Source organism: Geobacillus sp. C56-T2 (assembly GCF_007829715.1).
Lineage (GTDB): Bacteria > Bacillota > Bacilli > Bacillales > Anoxybacillaceae > Geobacillus > Geobacillus icigianus.
In genome coordinates this window covers 786,474-804,929 of sequence record NZ_VJWB01000001.1, presented here as the reverse complement: position 1 = coordinate 804,929, position 18,456 = coordinate 786,474, and the positions used below count along the sequence as shown (strand labels likewise).

Here is an 18,456-nt window from a genome sequence, read left to right as displayed (position 1 = left end):
CCTTCCATTCCTTATTTGCGCATTTTCGGGTCCAACGCATCGCGGATTCCGTCAGCCAACAAGTTGAAGCTCAAAATGAGCAAGCTGATGACGACCGCTGGAATGATCATCAAGTGCGGATACGTTTGAATCGACTTATACCCATCGTTGACAAGCGAACCGAGCGATGCTTCCGGCGGACGGATGCCAAGGCCGATAAAGCTCAAAAACGCCTCGGTGAAGATGGCCGATGGAATCGTGAACATTGTCGTGATGATAATCGGGCCGATGACGTTCGGAATCAAATGTTTGAAAATAAGCCGCGATGTCGGCGCCCCGAGCGTCCGTGCCGCCAACACGTATTCCATGTTCTTTAATTTCAGCACTTGTCCACGCACGATCCGCGCCATCGTCGTCCAACCGGTAATGACCATTGCCAAGGTAAGGGAAATGATTCCAGGTTCAAAAATCAAAATGAACAAGATGACCACGATCAAATACGGAATACCGTTTAAAATTTCGATAATCCGCTGCATCACATTGTCGACGCGGCCGCCATAGTACCCGGAAATGCCGCCGTACGCAATCCCAATCAATAAGTCGATCAATGCGGCCAGCAAGCCGATATAAAGGGAGATGCGCGTGCCGTACCACGTTCTCACCCACAAGTCGCGCCCTAAGTCATCCGTGCCAAACCAATAGTACTCTTTGACACCGCGCTGTTTATACACATCAACGCCGTTTGCATCCCGGCCGTCAAACGGAAGCCAATGGATATGTTCAAGCACCGGGATTTTCGGCGGAAGTTTCGCGTGCTGCAAGTTTTGCTCCTTGTACGTCCGGTCGCTCGCCATCGGGGCGATGATCGCCATGAGCGCTAAAAGAAGGATCATCATAAGCCCGATGATCGCTGCTTTATTTTCGCGAAGGCGAAGCCAAGCATCCTGCCAAAACGTCAAACTCGGACGATTGATCTTCTCCTGCTCACCGACGTTCGGCGGGGCGGGCTGAAACCAATCCGATGAAAGTTGCCCATAGTTTTGTTTTGCCATTATTTTTTCCCTCCCGCTAACCGGATGCGTGGATCGACAATGCCATACAACACGTCAACGATAAAGACAGCCAAGATCAACAAAGCGGAATAAAACAACGTCGTGCCCATAATGACAGGGTAATCGTTCAATTCGATCGAGCGAACAAACTGCTCCCCAAGGCCAGGAACAGCAAACAATTTCTCAATCACCAACGTTCCGGTCATTAAATTGACCGTCATCGGACCTAAAATCGTAATGACAGGGATCAGCGAGTTGCGAATGGCGTGTTTGATAATAACCCCTGCTTGACTGAGCCCTTTGGCCCGAGCGGTCAAAATATAATCAGAGCTCAACACTTCCAGCATCTCCGTGCGCATAAAGCGGGCGATGCTGGCGATGACCCCGACAGACAGTGCCAAGGTCGGAAGAATGGTATATTTGAAGCCTTCCCAAAACGCTACCGGGAGCAACTGCCATTTCACAGCGATAAAGTATTGCAAAAATCCGCCAAGCACAAACGATGGGATGGAGGCGCCCAATACGGCAATGACTGTCGCCGTATAATCTTCCCAGCGATTGTGGCGAATCGCCGCAATAATTCCGAGGATCAACCCAACGATCGTCCCAAAAACGATCGCCTGAAACCCGAGCTGGGCCGACGGGCCAATTCGGTCGCTGATCAGTTCCGTCACCGGACGGTTGTCATATTGGAACGATACGCCGAGATCGCCTTTGAGCAAATTCCCTAAATAGAGCATGTACTGAACAGGAACAGGTTTATCCAATCCGTATTCTTTTAAAATCAACGCCTTTTGCTCCGGCGTCAGCTTTTCTTGGTTTTGCAGCGGCGAGCCGGGCAGCAGCTTCATCAAAAAGAACGTCAGCGTGGCGATAATGAACAATGTAACGACCATATAAGCGAGCCGTTGAAGCGTGTATCGTGCCATGGACGCACCTCCTCTGCTTTTCTTGGAAAATCCCACGCCGGTGAATGGTTACGTTCAACCCCGGGTGGGGGGCAAACCGTTGCCCATGGATCCTTCTTTGCAAATGCACGCGCCTTGATCAATCGTTTTCATGTCAGGTAAATTGTCCATGAGACGTTTCTTTGACCGTCTCATGCTGTTGAATCATGATTTTTATGACCTAGCATGGATCTTTTCTATAATCTTCGTTGTTTTTCGACATTTTTCGCCTTGGCAGGCAAAAGGAGAGTATATGCCTTCTGCATATACTCTCCTCCACATTTTCAAGAGAACAATGGATTACTCGACATACGCCCATTTCAAGCTGTAATCGCCGCCGAACGGGTGCGAAACGAGATCTTTGACATACTCGCGTTGCAAGTAGGCAGCGCCGCGCTGATACAGCGGAGCAAACGGCATTTCTTCAAAGATGATTTTTTCGGCTTTCAGCATAGTATCCCAACGGGCTTGCAAATCACTAAGCAACGTTGTTTTCGCATCTTTGATCAATTTGTCGTATTCAGCGTTCGACCAACCTGTTTGGTTATGCGGGTTATTTGTCGTCCACAAGTCAAGGAACGTCATCGGGTCTTGATAGTCCGGACCCCAGCCGGAGAACGACAAATCATATTGCATGTTGCTTTCGAGTTTCAGCTTTTGCGCAAACGGTTGTTGTTTAATGTTCACAGTCAACCCCGGCAAGTTTTGCTCAAGCTGCGCTTTTATATACTCGCCGATTTTCTTCGCGCTGTCGCTGTCATAGTTCAGCAGCTCGACCGTGAATTTGTCTTTGCCCAACTCTTTTTTCGCTTGCTCCCACAGTTTTTTCGCTTCATCGACATTGTAGGACATTAAATCGCCATTGGCATCACGGAAGTCTTTGCCGTCCGGACCGGTTACAAAATCTTTCGGAACCGCATAGTTGGCCACAACAGAACCGTTATTCAACAATGTTTTTACCATCGCTTCTTTGTCGATGGCCATCGCGATCGCTTTGCGGGCGTTGACGTTGTTCAGCGGTTCTTTTTTCGTGTTCATGCGCAACCAGAACAGAGTTGGCTCCAATTCCGTTTTGAAGTTTTTATCATTTTTATACTTATCAACAAATTCAGCCGTCAAACCGACGCGATCGGCTTGTTTCGTTTCATACAAATTGACCGCTGTCGCCGTGTCTTTCACGACTTTGACATTGACTTTTTCGAGCTTCACCGTGTCTTTGTCCCAATAGTTCGGGTTTTTCGTGTAAACCCAGCCTTGTTCGTGCTTCCATTCGCTCAACACGAACGGGCCGTTGTACAGCGTCGTGTTGGCTTCGAGACCGTATTTGTCGCCTTGCGCTTTCACGAATTTCTCGTTTTGCGGCATGAACGAGCCGAATACCGTCAGGCTGATGAAATACGGAATCGGGTTTTTCAGCTCCACTTGAAGCGTGTGGTCATCAAGCGCCTTAACGCCCAGCTGGTCAACTGGCAGTTTGCCAGTGTTGACTTCTTCCGCGTTTTTAATGTCGTACATAATGTACGCATATTCGGCTTTCGTTTTCGGATCAAGCACGCGCTTCCAAGCAAACACGAAGTCGTGCGCCGTCACCGGATCGCCGTTCGACCACTTCGCGTCTTTGCGAAGCTTGAACGTGTACGTTTTGCCATCGTTGCTCACTTCATGGCTTTCCGCTACTCCCGGCACCGGTTTGTTGTCTTTGCCTAAGCGGTACAAACCTTCCATGACGTTGTTCAAAACGATAAACGATACTTGGTCGGTAGCGAGCGCCGAATCAAGCGTTGGAATTTCCGAAGAATCGAGCAAATTCAGCACTTGCTCCTTTTGCTCCGCCGGCTTTTCGTCGCCCTTTCCACCTTGGGCATTGTTGTTGTCCTTGCCGCCCCCGCCGCACGCCGCTAAAAACGTCGACAGCGCGAGAAGCAGGACGAGGAAGAATGAAAATCGCTTCTTCACTAAAAAACCCCCCTTAAAGATTATGTAGTGTATTACAAATCTTCTGAACCATTTGATTTCAGAAGATTGTACTTACATGCCTTATTATACCTCGTGTTAGTATACTTGAAAAGAATTTTTTTATTTCCTCAAATAAAAATTTTCGAATTACTTATGATCCAAAACAAAGCGCCGTATTCTTACCAAGATGCATTGTACCTATTTTCAGCTCATTTGTAAATAAAAAATTTCTGTCAACAATTCAGAAAGCGCTTACAATATAACTTTTCTCCGGCTGCCGCGAGCGCTCGATTCAGAGCGATTCGGCCATTTTTATTTTTCTTTCTGTTTTTTGATATAATTTTGTCAATCAAGTTGACCACCTTGTTTCGAACGCGAACCAAACGAACGCGGGATATGATAAAATAAGGGCAACGACTGACAAGGCGAGGGGAAGGATGATGAAACAGACTGCGGTTCGAACCGGATGGCTCATCGCCGCCATGATGGCAGCCGGTGCGCTCATCGTCGCTTGGCAAGGGACATGGACGGCTGTCGCCTTCATTAACGCCACCTTTTTGCTCTCTTTAGTGCCGCTGTCATTGGGGGGGCTTTTGTTTGTTTATGAACGCGGGTTTTTCAGCGGATTTGCGTATGGATTCCAAAAATGGCGCAAGAGCGCGGGGACAAAGGCGGAGCGGTATCTTGAAGAAGCGGCCGCGGAGCAGGAACCCTCACAACCGCCCGGCCCGCGGCGTTTTGCGGTCACTTATCCGCTTCTTTTGTCCGGACTCCTTCTGTTTCTCGCGATGATCGCCGCCGGATACGCCGTGCAATAAGGTTGCAACAGCATCATGTTTTCCGTATAATATAAGGCAAATCGAAAACCAATCGGGCGATGAGAAAGAAAAGTACATATGGCGATGCCTTCAGAGAGCTTGTGGACGGTGCGAACAAGCGGCTAGCCATATGGAATGGGCTTTCGAGCTTCCCGCCGAACCGGCGATGCAGTAGGCGAGGACGTTCCTCCGCGTTACAGGAGGCCATGCGTGAGGCATGGGCTAAGCGATTGCGCTATGGGCGCAATAAGTAGGGTGGCACCGCGGTCCTACCGTCCCTATCCATGGGAGGGAAAGGACCGTTTTTATTTTTGGTTTAAGGGAGTGAAAAGCGATGAAAACGATTTTTTCTGGCATTCAGCCAAGCGGCGTCATCACCCTTGGCAATTACATCGGGGCGCTGCGGCAGTTTGTCGAGCTGCAGCATGAATACAACTGCTATTTTTGCATCGTTGATCAACACGCCATTACCGTTCCGCAAGACCCCGACCAATTGCAGCAAAACATTCGCCGCCTCGCCGCCCTCTATTTGGCGGTTGGCATCGACCCTGCGCAGGCGACGCTGTTCATCCAGTCTGAAGTGCCGGCGCACGCTCAAGCGGCTTGGATGCTACAGTGCCTCGTTTATGTCGGCGAACTGGAACGGATGACGCAATTTAAAGAAAAATCGGCCGGCAAAGAGGCGGTCAGCGCCGGGCTGCTCACGTACCCGCCGCTGATGGCCGCCGACATTTTGCTTTATAACACCGACATCGTCCCGGTCGGCGATGACCAAAAACAGCATATTGAATTGACGCGCGATCTAGCCGAGCGCTTCAACAAACGGTACGGCGAGCTGTTCACGATTCCCGAGGCGCGCATTCCGAAAGTCGGCGCCCGCATTATGTCGCTCGTCGAGCCGACGAAAAAAATGAGCAAATCCGACCCGAACCCGAAAGCGTACATTACACTGCTTGACGACGCGAAAACGATCGAGAAGAAAATCAAAAGCGCCGTCACCGACTCGGAGGGGACGATCCGCTACGATAAGGAGGCAAAGCCGGGCATTTCGAACTTGCTCAATATTTATTCAACGTTATCCGGTCAGCCGATCGAGGAGTTGGAGCGGCAATACGAAGGAAAAGGGTACGGCGTCTTTAAAGCCGACCTCGCCCAAGTGGTCATCGAGACGCTCCGGCCGATTCAAGAGCGATATCACCAATGGATGGAAAGCGAGGAGCTTGATCGCGTGTTGGACGAAGGGGCAGAAAAAGCCAATCGGGTGGCAGCAGAAATGGTGCGCAAAATGGAGCAAGCCATGGGACTTGGGCGTCGGCGGTAATGCCGGACAAAAAACGGGCGGGCGCTAAGCGCCTTCGCCCGTTTTTAATTCACCTTTGGTTCTTGCTCCATTTCCCACAACTTTTCGAAAAACGGCTGTCCCTTGATCAAGTGTTCGCATAGCTGCTCGTGGCGCTTGGACCAACCGTGCTTCGTTTCTTCATACAGCCGCGTCCACGCTTCTTCAAACGACATTTTTTGAATATCGGCGTATTTTTCCGGCGCCCATTCCGTATACCAATACCGCACTTCGGCGCCGTTTTTTGTCGAATACAGCTGATCAAGCGCCATAAATAGCAGCTGCTTCAGCTGTCGCTCCTTGCGCGTCAACCCCCACATCAGTTCTGGCGCGGGAGATAAAATATGGTATTCTTTGTTGTATTCGGGCAGCGGATAGTCCCGTTCTTCGGCGTCCGCCACCATCTCATAGACAAGCTGTTCCTGCCGGGGGATCAGGCGGCTTTTGCGAATCGGAATATGGTAGCCGATCGTATCCACCGCCAAAATGCCGGCCCCGTCGGTCACAATGAAACAATAATCCAACGGAATGCGCTCATGGTTTTTGCGCACATACGCTTTTTGATACACATCATCTAGCAACAGTTTGGGAAGATCAGACAGACTGTTTTCGATATAATGGAACAGAGCCGGGGTCACTTTTAGCAGCGGCACTTGGTCGAGCAGCTCGATTTGATCGTCCTTGCGCCATTCATGAAAATGGCAGACGTTGTATCCGTTCTCTTCGCCTTCAAACCAGTTCACCCAGATGTCATGCAAGCAAAGCATGTGATACCCCTCACTTCCAGACGTGTTTGTCCATCAGTATAGGCAGAGGGGCAGAATTTTATTCCATTTCGTCCTCTTTTCCCCACTACGGGCCGCGGCTTGGAAACGACAAACTTCCCCAGATGAAAAGCAGGCCGATCGGCAGCAAATAACATTCGGGCCGCCTGGCAATGTAAACCCAATAGTCGCAAAAGCCGCGCTCAGGAGTGATGAGGTTTAAATAGGCAATCGCCATCATGCCGCCGACGACGGAAAAACCGAAGCCGACCAAATAAAAAAACAGGCGGACCATCGGGCTTCCCTTCCTTCTTGTCCACTTTCCTCGTTTTACATATATGTCGGCTTTGTGGACGACATGACTGTTCGTTTGCCGCTCCGATGGACAACCTGCTTATTCAGCGTCGGCAAAGCCAGCTAAGGCAGCGATTTGCCTTGCTTCTATCCCCATTAGCTCCGTCAACGAATGCCCTCGCTCAAGACAGCGGCGAACGATGGCGTACCCCACCGCATAGCCGCCCATGTTCGGATACGAACCAAGCCCGTACAAAAGCCGGGCGCTAAGCGGATGCGAGGCGGAAACGTCCCGGTTGGGGGCGATGTAGCGGCGCCAAAACTGTTCGATTTCGCGTTCGCCGTAATACCTCGTCCAACTGGCACACTGTGCGTCGCCGACTGTTTCAGCAACCGCGTGTTCCGCCAATCCTTCCATGACGACGGCGTCGAGCAATGTCGCGTCCCGACCGTCGTTCGGCAACCGCTTGAGACGACATACGTGGTTGTATTCATGCACCACCAATGCGGCGATTTCCTCGTCGCGGTGATCCGGGAGCAAGAAGAAAAACAACTTATCGGCAAACGCCACCCCGCCTTTTCCTTGAAACTCGCGCTTCATCTTTCCGTTGCGGTCATCCGCCGGCAGCAGAAACACCGGCACATCCGGCCCTTTCCACGCCGATCGCTGCCGTTCATAAATCCGGCCGACGCGCGCCCAGAGCCGCTGCTCTCTCATCCTTGGCAACAGGCGCGCCGCCTGCTGGGCGCTGCGATACATCCCATACCGCCGCAAATAGGAGAAAATATCGCGCGCCGACGCCTTGGCAAAAAACGGGACCAACCGCGCGCACAGCCGGAACGGATCACCTTCATCCTCTTCAAGCCATCGATCGGTCGGAAGCAATCCCATCGCTTTTCCCTCCTACCCCTACGGTATGTCGGCAGGGAAAAGACGGTGAACGAAAAGAGAGCCTAACGGTGAAGCGGACCGCCGTTCATTAGGCTTGGCAGTTCCGCTCCGTTCAGGCTCTCCGTTTCTCAATTACCGATAGTTTTTAAAAATCAATGTCGCGTTATGGCCGCCAAATCCAAACGAATTGCTTAACACCGCCCGCACCTCTTGTTTCCGCGCTTCATTCGGCACATAGTCGAGGTCGCATTCCGGATCGGGCGTTTCATAGTTGATTGTCGGCGGAATGACGCCGTCGCGGATCGCCAATACGGAGAAAATCGCCTCCACGGCGCCCGTCGCCCCGAGCAAATGACCGGTCATCGATTTGGTCGAGCTGACCGCCAGCCGATACGCATGATCGCCGAACACTTCCTTGATCGCCGCCGTCTCATATTTGTCATTGTACTCCGTGCTCGTGCCGTGGGCATTGATGTAATCGATGTCCTCGGGCTTCAAGCCGGCATCTTGCAGCGCCTGCCGCATCGCCCGCACGCCGCCCTCGCCGCCCGGCGCCGGCGCGGTGATATGGTACGCATCGGCCGTCGCGCCGTAGCCGACAATTTCCGCGTAAATCTTCGCACCGCGGCGCAGCGCGTGCTCCAATTCCTCAAGAACGACGATGCCGGCCCCCTCTCCCATGACGAACCCATCGCGATGCTTGTCAAACGGACGGCTCGCCGTTTTCGGGTCTGGATTGGTGGAGAGAGCCGTATTCGCGCAAAAGCCGGCGAATGACATTTTCGTAATCGGCGCTTCCGTCCCGCCGGCGATCATGACATCGGCGTCACCGCGCTGAATGACTTTAAACGCATCGCCAATCGAGTTGGCTCCAGTCGCACAAGCGGTGACCGTGCAGGAGTTGATCCCTTTCGTGCCCAAGAGGATCGACACTTGTCCGGCCGCCATATCCGGAATCATCATCGGCACGAAAAACGGGCTCACTCGCCGATAGCCGCGCTGCTGGAAAATTTCAAACTGCTGTTCAAACGTCTCCATGCCGCCGATGCCTGAACCGATCCAGACGCCGATTCGCTCAGCGTTTTGTTCGTTAATTTCCAGCTGGGCGTCTTTCACCGCCATAAGCGCCGCCGCGACGGCGAATTGGGTAAAGCGGTCCATCTTCCGCGCTTCCCGGCGATCGACGAACAACGAGGGGTCAAAATCTTTCACTTCCGCTGCCACTTTGGCCGGAAAATCATCCGGATTCACGCGAGTGACGATATCAATGCCCGACTGGCCGGCAACAATGTTTTTCCACGTTGTTTCCACATCGTTTCCAAGCGGGGTAACCGCCCCGAGCCCAGTCACGACGACTCGTTTTTTTTCCATCGCTCCGTCTCTCCTTTGTGCAAAATGTCTGCGAGCTCAACGTTCGAGGAAGGGAAACCGTCCGACCGTTCCACCGTCCCTACGCAAAATGTCTGCGAGTTCACCGCCCCCAACGCAAGGCGATCGCGCCCCACGTCAGCCCGCCGCCGAAACCGACCATGACGATGACGTCATCATCATGAATGCGGCCTGCCTCGAGCTCCTCAACGAGCGAAATCGGAATCGAAGCCGCCGATGTGTTTCCATAGCGGCGAATCGTCGTCGATATTTTTTCTTCCGGCAGCTCCAATCGCTGTCGAGCCGCTTCAACAATGCGAATATTCGCTTGATGCGGAATGAGAAAATCGACCTCCTCTTTCGCCAGTCCCGCTTTCTCTAGGACGCGAACGCTCGATTCCCCCATTTGCCTGACCGCAAATTTAAACACTTCTCGGCCGTTCATGACAATATATTCGTCCTTGTATAAATATTTTCCTCCTGTCCCATCGGCCCCCAATTCAAACGACAGCATGCCGCGCCCCGACGACACCGGTCCCATGACAACCGCTCCAGCCCCGTCACCAAACAACACAGCGGTGTTGCGGTCGCTCCAGTCGGTAATTTTCGACAATTTGTCTGCTCCCACTATTAATATATACCGATACACTCCCGTGTCAATAAATTGAGCGGCCGTTACCATCCCGTACATAAATCCGGAGCAGGCGGCGCTCAAATCCATCGCTGCCGCCTTCACCGCTCCCAGCCGCTCTTGGATCATGCAAGAAACAGACGGAAACGGCCGATCCGGTGTAACGGTCGCCACTATAATCAAATCGATGTCCTTCGCCTCAATGCCGGCGTTACGAAGCGCCCGCTCCGCGGCAAAATACGCCATATCGGACGTATCGATGTGATCCGGGGCAATGCGGCGCTCCTCAATCCCTGTACGCGTCCGAATCCATTCATCGGATGTATCCATCATTTGTTCAAGATCAAAGTTGGTCAACACCCGCTCCGGCACGTAACGGCCGACACCGATAATTCCTGCTCCCATACCATCCATCTCCTTTTTCTTTCCAAAATATCCCCCATTGCCGAACGAATGAGCATGTACGATCAATCTACATCACCAATTATTATTACTTGGTACTAATTTTAGCGGAAAGAGGGCGGCAATGCAATAGGAAAAACGCCGTCCGCCAAGGGATGGGACCCGTTCGCTCCCCTTCTGACGCATGTTCTCCATGCGAAAACAGCCCGCCACCACGAACCAAAAAGCAGCGGCGGTTGGACACGACAGCTAGGAGGGCGGTGAAAAACCGCTGATTCCCTTACTCAATGAGAGGAATGGGCAAAAAGCAGGATCGATGCAACAAGGTTTTTTTGTTGAGAAATGACATGGCAAAGCCGTATTCACGATGAAATCACCAGCCTCCTAGAAGGCTGGTGAAAAAACGGTTGTTTCTCTTGAACAATAGGGGAGCGTTTGCAAGCCGATCGATCTTGGATGCGACAGGGCTTTTCTATTTGAGAAACGAGGCTGGTAAGCGGCCTGTTTCCTTAAATCACCGCCCTTCTAGGACAATGGTCCAAACCGTTTTTCCCGCTTCCCCATACGATAACGATAAAGCGATCATCGAAAAAGGAGGAGATACGCATGGCCGACAGTCCAGCGCCAAAACCATCCAACAAGGCGACCGATCGTTTTTCCCGCCTGATGTTTCAACCTTTTCCGCCGCGGCGAGCAGAGCGGCAGGAAGAGACGGGGGAAAATGAAGTGCTCCCGCTGCCTGACATTGACTGGGTGAAGCTGTTTGATCAAGTTGGCGCGCTGACCGATTCGCTGCAGCAACTGAAACCGCTGATGAGAAAAATGACATCGCTTGTTGACCTATTCAAAAAATAATTCAAAAGGTACCCACTATTTGGCAGCGGGTCACCCTTTTTCCCTTCCCGTTCCTCTCCCGTTTTCGGGGCCTTTCTCTTCTTTATAAAATGGACAGCCTTTCAGCCGGACTGGTTGCTATTCAAAAAGCGGACCAGCGTTGGCCGGCTGTTCTCCGCACCGGTCTCTGTTTTCCCATCCAGTGCGCTCTTTGATCACGGAAGCTCATTGTGCTGATGAAAAAAGCGAGCGATTTGCGCCGCAAGTTGGGGCCGCTTTTCCGGCAGTTCATCGATGATGCGCACATGGCGGTTGGTCGCTTTCATCCATTGCTCATATCTTCGGCCGTGCAAGGCAAATGGATACGGGCTCACACCGGAGAGTTGCCAAATGATCACAGGAACATCGTGCGGACTCAAGAACAGGGCGGGAACGGCCTCCGGCACTTCTTCTTCTTTCATGCCATACGCGAAGGCGATCTCTTTCATCATCCGCCGGTACATGAGCGGATGGTCCCGTTCATGATCAAGCTGGGCGCGAACATCAAGGCAAGGATTGATCATGGCGACCGCCCGCATTTGCCTTGGCATGGCACTAAGCAGCTGCGAAGCGATGAGCGCGCCCATTCCTTCCGCGACGAGATAAATGCGCGAATTGACAATTTCACTTTTCAGCACGGAGTAAACGAGCTGGCGCGCCAGCCGAACTGCCTTTGGACTTCCCCAATGCCTTCCGTACAAGTGGGACGAAAAGACCGTGTACCCGCGTTTGAGCCACTCCTCGAGCCATTGCCGCCGCGTTGGATGTTCCAGCCAAAAACTCGTCCGTTCATTCACAAAATGGTCGCCATCGCCGATGACAAAAAGGGCAAATCCATTTGGGCGCTCCGGTATATGAACGATGCACCATTGCTCATCAAGTTGAAAAAACCGCTGTTGTCCTGCCATCGTTTCCATTCACCCTTGTTTTGGCAATGCATAATGGTACAGTATACGATATGTCAGGCGAAAAAAAACGTCCGGGTATATGCCTATAGGCGTCATTTATGATAAGATAGAACAAGGAAATGAGACAAAGATGGGAGGAGCAAAAGATGCGCCTATTCTGGACGTTTTTTTGGACGTTTTTGCTCGTGCAAATGGCCACCTACGTCATGAGCTCGATGCAAGGCATCAGCTACGATTTCGCGACCGGCGCGATGCTCGGCGTGATCGTGACAGTTCTGATCATCGTGGTGGCAGCCCTGATTCCGGATGAACCAGCTGGAAATCACCATCATTAACCTTATGGCTTGCAAACGCACAAGAGCAAAGGAGAGGGTATCCCAAAAGGATCGGGATACCCTCTTTCGTTGCTCTATATACGTGCTGACTGTTTCTGCTGCACGATCGATCGTATCGATCTTGAAGGCAGACCACCTTTTCGTTCGACCCCTTGTTGGCGAATGGACCCCTAACAGCCCATCCGCCTTCTTACATCCGAAGCCGAAAAATCTAACAGGAACCCGGTTTTTCCCTGCTTTCTTCATAGCCACATATTCGAACGCCCCGGTTTCCGTCTCCGGCCGCTCCCTTCCTTTCTCGAGCTGGCGATGAAGCGAGCCGCTCGATTGAACATGGCCAGAATCATCCGGATGGCTATAGCGAAACGCGCCGGATGATCAGCCATTTCCGGGCAGCGGACGTTCCGTGCGCTCCTTTTCCAACCAAACGATCAGCCCCGGCAGCAACATGCCGCGAATCAAAAACGTATCCAGCAAAATGCCGATGGCCACAAGAAATCCAAACACGAACAACAGCTGAACCGGCTGCGTCATCAGCACGGCAAACGTCGCCGCCAAAATGAGGCCGGCCGACGAAATGACACCGCCAGTATGGACGACCGCTCGCTCAACTGCCCCCTTGACGGAATGGGTTCGCCACTCTTCTTGAAAGCGCGACACGAGTATGATGTTATAGTCAATGCCAAGCGCCACCAAAAAGACAAACGCATAAATGGGCACGCGGTCGCTGACGGCGTTGATGTCAAACAGCCCATCGGCGAGCCAAATGCCAAGACCAAGCGCGGACGCGAATGAGACAAGAATCGTACCGATCATATACAGCGACCGCTTAACCGATTTTGTCAGCGCGAACAGCAAAAGGAAAATGAGCACCGTCTCCAGCGAAACGATGACAGCGGTATCGCGATGGTTCAGCGCCCGCTCATCCACCTTCGCCGCCGTCTCTCCGGCAAAATAGAGACGTCCGTCAAGCCCGCTTTCGTTGAGAATCGTTTCTTTCCGCTCGATGATCCGTTCTAGCGCATCGATCGTTTTCGCCTCGTACGGGTTTTCCCGAAACGTCAGCGTAAACGAGACGACACGCCCGTCATCCGCCGTGCCGGCCGGGCGCACCTCACTGACAAGCGGCTGCTTTCCGAGTTCGTCCTGCAGCCGGGCAAGCTGTTGCGGGGACAGCGCCTCTTTTCCTTCATACAACACCGTTGTCGGCGCCAACTCCCCTTTGGCAAAATGCTTCTCGAGCAACTCATATCCTTGGCGCGACGGCATATCTTGCGGGAACGATTTGATCAAATCATACTCATAACGCAAAAAAGGCGAATGGCTAGCGAGCACCACTAACAGCGCTCCAATGACCGCTACAGTCAGACGCGGCTTGGCGGCGACAAAGCGGGCGACTGTTTCCCAAAACGTCCGTCTTCCCCTCGCTTTGTTCTCACCGACGCGCGGAATGTTCGGCCAAAACGCTTTGCGCCCAAACAACGTGAACAAGGCTGGAATCAACGTCACCGACGCGATCATAATGACGGCCATCGCTAGGGCGAACGTGGGGGCGAAATTGCGGTAATCGCCCAATTTCGCGAAAAACAACACGAGCATCGCCGCCAACACGGTGCCGCCGGAAAACAACACGGGCAGCCCGGTTTCGCGCATCGCCTGCCTCATCGCTTCCCACTTGTCCTCATGCCGTTTCAGCTCCTCGCGGTAGCGGGAAAAGATAAACAGCGAATAATCGGTGACCGCCGCAAACAACAAAATGGACATGATCGACACCGTTTGTTTCGAGATGACGAGCCCCCCTCGCCCTAACAGCCCGAGCAGCTGCCCGACCACCCCGTACACCATCCCGGCGACGACAAGCGGAATCAGCGCCAAGAGCGGCGAGCGGTAAATGACGATCAGCAGCACTAAAATCAATCCGACCGTTGACAAGAGGAGGACGACATCCGCGCGCGAAAACAAGGCGAGCGTATCGGCCGCAATGCCGGCCGGTCCGGTAATATACAGTTTCATGGCGCTCTTGTTGTTGACCAGTTGCCGAATGTCTTTGTTCAACGTCTCGATCTCTTTCGATTCCAACGATCCTTTATACGTCACAGGAACGACAACGGTTTTCCCGTCTTTGGCGAAAAAGCTGGCGGCCGCTTGCGGCGGAAGAGAAGCGACCGGAACAAGCTTTTCAATCGCCTCTTGATGCTGCTGTTGAATTTGCATCAGCAAACGCTGCAGCGCGTCTTTGGAGACCGGTTCCTTTTCTGAGCGAAACACGAAAATAGCAGGAATGCCGTCATCGGCCTGAAAATACCGATCGACTTTCGCCTGCGCCACCATCGACTGCGCCTCTTTCGGCACCGTTTCGATGCTGGATGCTTCGTATTGCTTCACGTTGGGCGCCAACGCGGCTAATGCCCCGATCGCCGCCAGCCACAACGCCAACGTCCACCACATGCCTTTTTTTGTCGCCACCCAATCCGTGACAGCGCGCAGCCATCTGCTCATATTCATTCCCCCGTTTTTCCTAGTTTGCGCAAAGTGACACATTCGTCACTTTCAGCACAATTTCATGATAAGGGGAAAGTGACACTGTTGTCAATTTCTGTTCAACACACCGTGCATAATGATTTCGCGGATGCTTTCCGCCCATTCCGCCAACGAAATACCGGGAAAATGAGGGACCGCCGCGGACTGGAAAATATACCCTAGAACAACCCGATCAGGAAGATGCGGTTTCATTTTCCCTTCCCGTTTTCCTCGCTGAATCACCGGCTGCACTTCGTCATACATCCGCTCGTGAAATTGCGCGAGACGGCGTTTGTTTTCCTTCACTTTCGGGTGAATCTCGGGAATTTTCTTTCCGATGGCAATCATCTCATGTAGGTCATCGTGGTATAAAATCAAATCGAGCAAAAAGCGAAATTGCTCTTCAAACGTTGGAAAATCGTGAATGCGGGTGAGCTTTTCAAACACTTGTTCCATTTCGTCGACCATATAGGCGGTGATCAATTCCTCTTTGTTCTCGAAATATTTGTAAATGGCGCTGCGCGCGACTCCGAGCCGATCAGCGAGCAAGCCGAACGTAAATCCTTCGTACCCGTGTTCGAGAAGAAGTTGTTTCGTTTGGGCAAACAGTTCTGTCAGCGAAATCTTCCGTTCCCGTGCCACCCGGAAGCCCTCCTTTCGCTCCTCATTATACGTCCAACGCCCGGCGAAGAAAAGAAGCCCCCACCACCGTTGGGGCTTCTTTTTCTCCGACAGGCACATGTTCCCCCTTTACTCGCAGAGCCGCAGCCGCGCTCACGAAGACGGCCGGATGATGATCGTGCCGTCTTCGACATCGACCGTCACGGCGCTATGTTCTTTCACTTGCCCAGCGATCAACGCTTTGGCGAGAGGCGTTTCGATTTGTTTTTGCATAAACCGTTTGAGCGGGCGGGCGCCGTATACCGGGTCGAAACCCGCTTCGGCGATGTATTGCTTCGCCGCTTCGGTCAGCGCGAGCTCGATATGCCGATCGGCCAAACGGCCCGACAATTCGCGGGCGAATTTGTCGACGATGCCTTTTACTTCGTTCATCGACAACGGCTTGAACAAGACGATATCGTCGATGCGGTTTAAAAACTCGGGGCGAAAATGGGCGCGCAATTGGCCAAGCACTTGGTTGCGCGTGCCCTCATCGATGCCGCCTTGGTTGTTTTCCAACAACAGCGGCGAGCCGATGTTCGATGTCATGATGACGACCGTGTTTTTAAAATCGACCGTCCGCCCGTGCGAATCGGTGAGCCGCCCGTCATCGAGCAACTGCAGCAAGATGTTGAACACGTCCGGATGCGCTTTTTCGATTTCATCAAACAACAGAACGGAATATGGCTTGCGCCGCACCGCCTCGGTCAGCTGGCCGCCTTCCTCATAGCCGACATAGCCGGGCGGCGCTCCGATCAAGCGGGAGACAGCGTGTTTTTCCATATACTCGGACATGTCCAAACGAATGAGTTGCTCCTCGCTGTCAAACAGTGCTTCGGCGAGCGCTTTGGCCAGTTCCGTTTTGCCGACGCCGGTCGGTCCAAGGAACAAAAACGAACCGATCGGGCGGTGCGGATCTTTCAAGCCGGCGCGCGCCCGCAAGATGGCATCGGCGACGAGCCCGACCGCCTCCTCTTGACCGATGACCCGCCTGTGCAGCCATTCATGAAGGCGAAGCAGCTTTTCCCGCTCCCCTTCGACAAGGCGGGTGAGCGGAATGCCCGTCCAGCGCGACACGATTTCAGCAATCTCTTCTTCCGTCACTTCTTCACGCAGCAATTTCCCTTCACTTTGCTCACTGATTTCTTGCTCAAGCTGTTTGAGTTGCTTTTCCAGCTGCGGAATGCGGCCATGGCGAAGCTCGGCCGCCTTGTTTAAATCATACTCGTTTTCCGCCTCTTCCAGTTCGCGTTTGGCCCGCTCGAGCGCTTCGCGCAGACGGCGGACGCGGTCAAGCGCTTCTTTTTCCTGCTGCCATTGCGCTTTCATGGCATTCGCTTTTTCACGCAAATGAGCGAGTTCTTTTTGCAATGCCGCAAGCCGCGCGCGGCTCGCTTCATCTGTTTCTTTGCTTAAGGCCGCCTCTTCAATCTCGAGCTGCATGACGCGACGCATCACTTCATCGAGTTCGGACGGCATCGAATCCATTTCCGTGCGGATCGTCGCGCACGCTTCATCGACCAAATCAATCGCTTTGTCAGGCAAAAAGCGGTCAGAAATGTAACGGTCGGACAACACCGCAGCCGCGACGAGCGCGCGATCGTGAATTTTCACGCCATGGTGCACTTCGTACCGCTCTTTCAACCCGCGCAAAATCGAAATCGTGTCTTCGACGCTCGGCTCTTGGACCAATACTTGTTGGAAGCGGCGCTCGAGCGCCGGGTCTTTTTCGATGTATTGCCGGTACTCATCAAGCGTCGTCGCTCCGATGCAGCGCAGCTCGCCGCGGGCGAGCATCGGCTTTAACATATTGCCGGCGTCCATCGCCCCCTCGGCCCGGCCGGCGCCGACGATCGTATGCAGCTCGTCAATAAATAAAATGATGCGGCCGTCGCTTTTTTTGATTTCATTGAGCACCGCTTTCAGCCGCTCTTCAAATTCACCGCGAAACTTCGCTCCAGCAACGAGCGCGCTCATATCAAGCGCGAAAATCGTTTTGTCTTTCAAGCCTTCCGGGACGTCTTTGCGCACGATGCGCTGGGCGAGCCCTTCCACAATGGCCGTTTTCCCGACGCCCGGCTCGCCGATCAACACCGGATTGTTTTTCGTTTTGCGCGACAAAATGCGGATGACACGGCGAATTTCACTGTCGCGGCCGATGACCGGGTCGATTTTCCCTGCTTTGGCTTCCGCCACTAAATCGCGTCCGTATTTGGTCAATGCCTCGTACGTCGCCTCTGGATTCGGACTTGTCACGCGTTGATTCCCCCTTACTTTTGTCAATGCGGCCAACAGCGCTTCACGAGTCACCCCAAACGGCGCCAGCTGCCGGGCGACCGGCTCGGCGCCGCGAGGCAACGCGAGCAGCACATGTTCAACCGATATGTACTCGTCTTGCATTCGTTTTGCTTCCGCTTCGGCTTCCTCAAGCAGCCGCGCCAACGCCGTTGCGATGTACAGCTGTCCTTCTGCCGCTCCATGCACTTCCGGTTTTTGCCGAAGCTGGTGGCGCAGCCAGTCAGCGGCCTTTTCCTTGTCAGCGCCCGAAAGCGCCAACAACCGCGGCGCCAGGCCGCCTTCTTGGTCAAAGAGCGCCAACAGCAAGTGCTCGACATCGAGCTGTTGATGATGCCGTTCTTTGGCGAGCGATTGCGCCGCCACGAACGCCTCTTGCAGTTTTTCCGTCAAACGGCTTGCATCCATGCCGTTCCCTCCATT

The 18,456-nt window shown here is 53.2% G+C and carries 16 protein-coding genes and 1 other annotated feature; of the genes, 4 read left to right on the top strand and 12 right to left on the bottom strand.

From position 1 onward, the window contains the following. Positions 1-11 precede the first annotated feature (11 nt). The 3 genes from opp3C to GC56T2_RS04120 form a co-directional block, all read right to left on the bottom strand. Positions 12-1,031 (bottom strand): oligopeptide ABC transporter permease, encoded by a 1,020-nt coding sequence (opp3C, locus tag GC56T2_RS04130; protein WP_144973256.1) that lies wholly within the window; start codon positions 1,029-1,031, stop codon positions 12-14. Next, entirely contained in the window at positions 1,031-1,960 is a 930-nt protein-coding gene (gene opp3b, locus GC56T2_RS04125; RefSeq protein ID WP_144973254.1) for an oligopeptide ABC transporter permease, read from the bottom strand. Before opp3b ends, opp3C begins: the two co-directional genes overlap by 1 nt. Positions 1,961-2,278: 318 nt before the next feature. After that, on the bottom strand, positions 2,279-3,934 hold the full coding sequence (locus GC56T2_RS04120) for a peptide ABC transporter substrate-binding protein (protein ID WP_144973252.1): 1,656 nt from the start codon (positions 3,932-3,934) through the stop codon (positions 2,279-2,281). A 440-nt stretch (positions 3,935-4,374) separates the two neighbouring features. On the opposite strand from GC56T2_RS04120, the gene GC56T2_RS04115 reads away from it, so the two are divergent. Together GC56T2_RS04115 and trpS are read left to right on the top strand one after the other, a co-directional pair. After that, the gene (locus GC56T2_RS04115) at positions 4,375-4,752 is read left to right on the top strand and encodes a DUF3899 domain-containing protein (protein ID WP_144973250.1); all 378 of its coding nucleotides are present in this window, start codon (positions 4,375-4,377) and stop codon (positions 4,750-4,752) included. 50 nt (positions 4,753-4,802) lie between these two features. Then, positions 4,803-5,035, top strand: a binding site (T-box leader). 51 nt (positions 5,036-5,086) lie between these two features. Further along, positions 5,087-6,073, top strand: coding sequence for a tryptophan--tRNA ligase (trpS, locus tag GC56T2_RS04110; protein WP_144973248.1), 987 nt, complete (start codon positions 5,087-5,089; stop codon positions 6,071-6,073). Between the two features lie 44 nt (positions 6,074-6,117). Here the strand turns inward: trpS and GC56T2_RS04105 are convergent, their stop codons facing one another. The 5 genes from GC56T2_RS04105 to GC56T2_RS04085 form a co-directional block, all read right to left on the bottom strand. Beyond that, on the bottom strand, positions 6,118-6,858 hold the full coding sequence (locus tag GC56T2_RS04105; protein ID WP_144973246.1) for a YjbA family protein: 741 nt from the start codon (positions 6,856-6,858) through the stop codon (positions 6,118-6,120). 85 nt (positions 6,859-6,943) lie between these two features. Next, a complete protein-coding gene (locus GC56T2_RS04100; RefSeq protein WP_144973244.1) occupies positions 6,944-7,150 on the bottom strand; it encodes a YuzI family membrane protein in 207 nt (68 codons plus the stop codon). Positions 7,151-7,249: 99 nt separating this feature from the next. Continuing rightward, positions 7,250-8,041, bottom strand: a complete 792-nt coding sequence (locus GC56T2_RS04095) for a DUF2268 domain-containing putative Zn-dependent protease (protein WP_144973242.1) — start codon at positions 8,039-8,041, stop codon at positions 7,250-7,252. Between the two features lie 132 nt (positions 8,042-8,173). Further along, positions 8,174-9,412 carry a beta-ketoacyl-ACP synthase II gene (gene fabF, locus GC56T2_RS04090; RefSeq protein ID WP_144973240.1) on the bottom strand — a complete coding sequence of 413 codons (1,239 nt, stop codon included), beginning with the start codon at positions 9,410-9,412 and terminating at the stop codon, positions 8,174-8,176. Positions 9,413-9,512: 100 nt separating this feature from the next. Then, complete coding sequence (locus GC56T2_RS04085; protein ID WP_144973238.1) at positions 9,513-10,445, bottom strand: beta-ketoacyl-ACP synthase III; 933 nt, start codon at positions 10,443-10,445, stop codon at positions 9,513-9,515. 603 nt (positions 10,446-11,048) lie between these two features. Between GC56T2_RS04085 and GC56T2_RS04080 the strand changes: the two genes are divergently transcribed. Further along, positions 11,049-11,297 (top strand): hypothetical protein, encoded by a 249-nt coding sequence (locus GC56T2_RS04080; protein WP_144973236.1) that lies wholly within the window; start codon positions 11,049-11,051, stop codon positions 11,295-11,297. A gap of 194 nt (positions 11,298-11,491) precedes the next feature. On the opposite strand, the gene GC56T2_RS04075 is transcribed toward GC56T2_RS04080, so the two are convergent. Next, positions 11,492-12,232 (bottom strand): hypothetical protein, encoded by a 741-nt coding sequence (locus GC56T2_RS04075; protein ID WP_144973234.1) that lies wholly within the window; start codon positions 12,230-12,232, stop codon positions 11,492-11,494. 137 nt (positions 12,233-12,369) lie between these two features. On the opposite strand from GC56T2_RS04075, the gene GC56T2_RS04070 reads away from it, so the two are divergent. Further along, on the top strand, positions 12,370-12,558 hold the full coding sequence (locus tag GC56T2_RS04070) for a YjzD family protein (protein ID WP_144973232.1): 189 nt from the start codon (positions 12,370-12,372) through the stop codon (positions 12,556-12,558). Positions 12,559-12,936: 378 nt separating this feature from the next. Here GC56T2_RS04070 and GC56T2_RS04065 read toward each other — a convergent pair whose 3' ends face one another. The 3 genes from GC56T2_RS04065 to clpB form a co-directional block, all read right to left on the bottom strand. Next, a complete protein-coding gene (locus tag GC56T2_RS04065) occupies positions 12,937-15,057 on the bottom strand; it encodes an MMPL family transporter (RefSeq protein WP_144973230.1) in 2,121 nt (706 codons plus the stop codon). Positions 15,058-15,147: 90 nt separating this feature from the next. Then, entirely contained in the window at positions 15,148-15,720 is a 573-nt protein-coding gene (locus tag GC56T2_RS04060; protein ID WP_144973228.1) for a TetR/AcrR family transcriptional regulator, read from the bottom strand. A gap of 132 nt (positions 15,721-15,852) precedes the next feature. Further along, positions 15,853-18,441, bottom strand: coding sequence for an ATP-dependent chaperone ClpB (gene clpB / locus GC56T2_RS04055; RefSeq protein ID WP_144973226.1), 2,589 nt, complete (start codon positions 18,439-18,441; stop codon positions 15,853-15,855). Between the last annotated feature and the right edge of the window lie 15 nt (positions 18,442-18,456).

Excerpts from the sequence above, each read along its gene's own strand:
- opp3C (WP_144973256.1), bottom strand. The coding sequence starts at position 1,031 with ATGGCAAAACAAAACTATGGGCAACTTTCATCGGATTGGTTTCAGCCC.
- opp3b (WP_144973254.1), bottom strand. The coding sequence starts at position 1,960 with ATGGCACGATACACGCTTCAACGGCTCGCTTATATGGTCGTTACATTG.
- GC56T2_RS04115 (WP_144973250.1), top strand. The coding sequence starts at position 4,375 with ATGAAACAGACTGCGGTTCGAACCGGATGGCTCATCGCCGCCATGATG.
- trpS (WP_144973248.1), top strand. The coding sequence starts at position 5,087 with ATGAAAACGATTTTTTCTGGCATTCAGCCAAGCGGCGTCATCACCCTT.
- GC56T2_RS04105 (WP_144973246.1), bottom strand. The coding sequence starts at position 6,858 with ATGCTTTGCTTGCATGACATCTGGGTGAACTGGTTTGAAGGCGAAGAG.
- GC56T2_RS04100 (WP_144973244.1), bottom strand. The coding sequence starts at position 7,150 with ATGGTCCGCCTGTTTTTTTATTTGGTCGGCTTCGGTTTTTCCGTCGTC.
- GC56T2_RS04095 (WP_144973242.1), bottom strand. The coding sequence starts at position 8,041 with ATGGGATTGCTTCCGACCGATCGATGGCTTGAAGAGGATGAAGGTGAT.
- fabF (WP_144973240.1), bottom strand. The coding sequence starts at position 9,412 with ATGGAAAAAAAACGAGTCGTCGTGACTGGGCTCGGGGCGGTTACCCCG.
- GC56T2_RS04085 (WP_144973238.1), bottom strand. The coding sequence starts at position 10,445 with ATGGGAGCAGGAATTATCGGTGTCGGCCGTTACGTGCCGGAGCGGGTG.
- GC56T2_RS04080 (WP_144973236.1), top strand. The coding sequence starts at position 11,049 with ATGGCCGACAGTCCAGCGCCAAAACCATCCAACAAGGCGACCGATCGT.
- GC56T2_RS04075 (WP_144973234.1), bottom strand. The coding sequence starts at position 12,232 with ATGGAAACGATGGCAGGACAACAGCGGTTTTTTCAACTTGATGAGCAA.
- GC56T2_RS04070 (WP_144973232.1), top strand. The coding sequence starts at position 12,370 with ATGCGCCTATTCTGGACGTTTTTTTGGACGTTTTTGCTCGTGCAAATG.
- GC56T2_RS04065 (WP_144973230.1), bottom strand. The coding sequence starts at position 15,057 with ATGAGCAGATGGCTGCGCGCTGTCACGGATTGGGTGGCGACAAAAAAA.
- clpB (WP_144973226.1), bottom strand. The coding sequence starts at position 18,441 with ATGGATGCAAGCCGTTTGACGGAAAAACTGCAAGAGGCGTTCGTGGCG.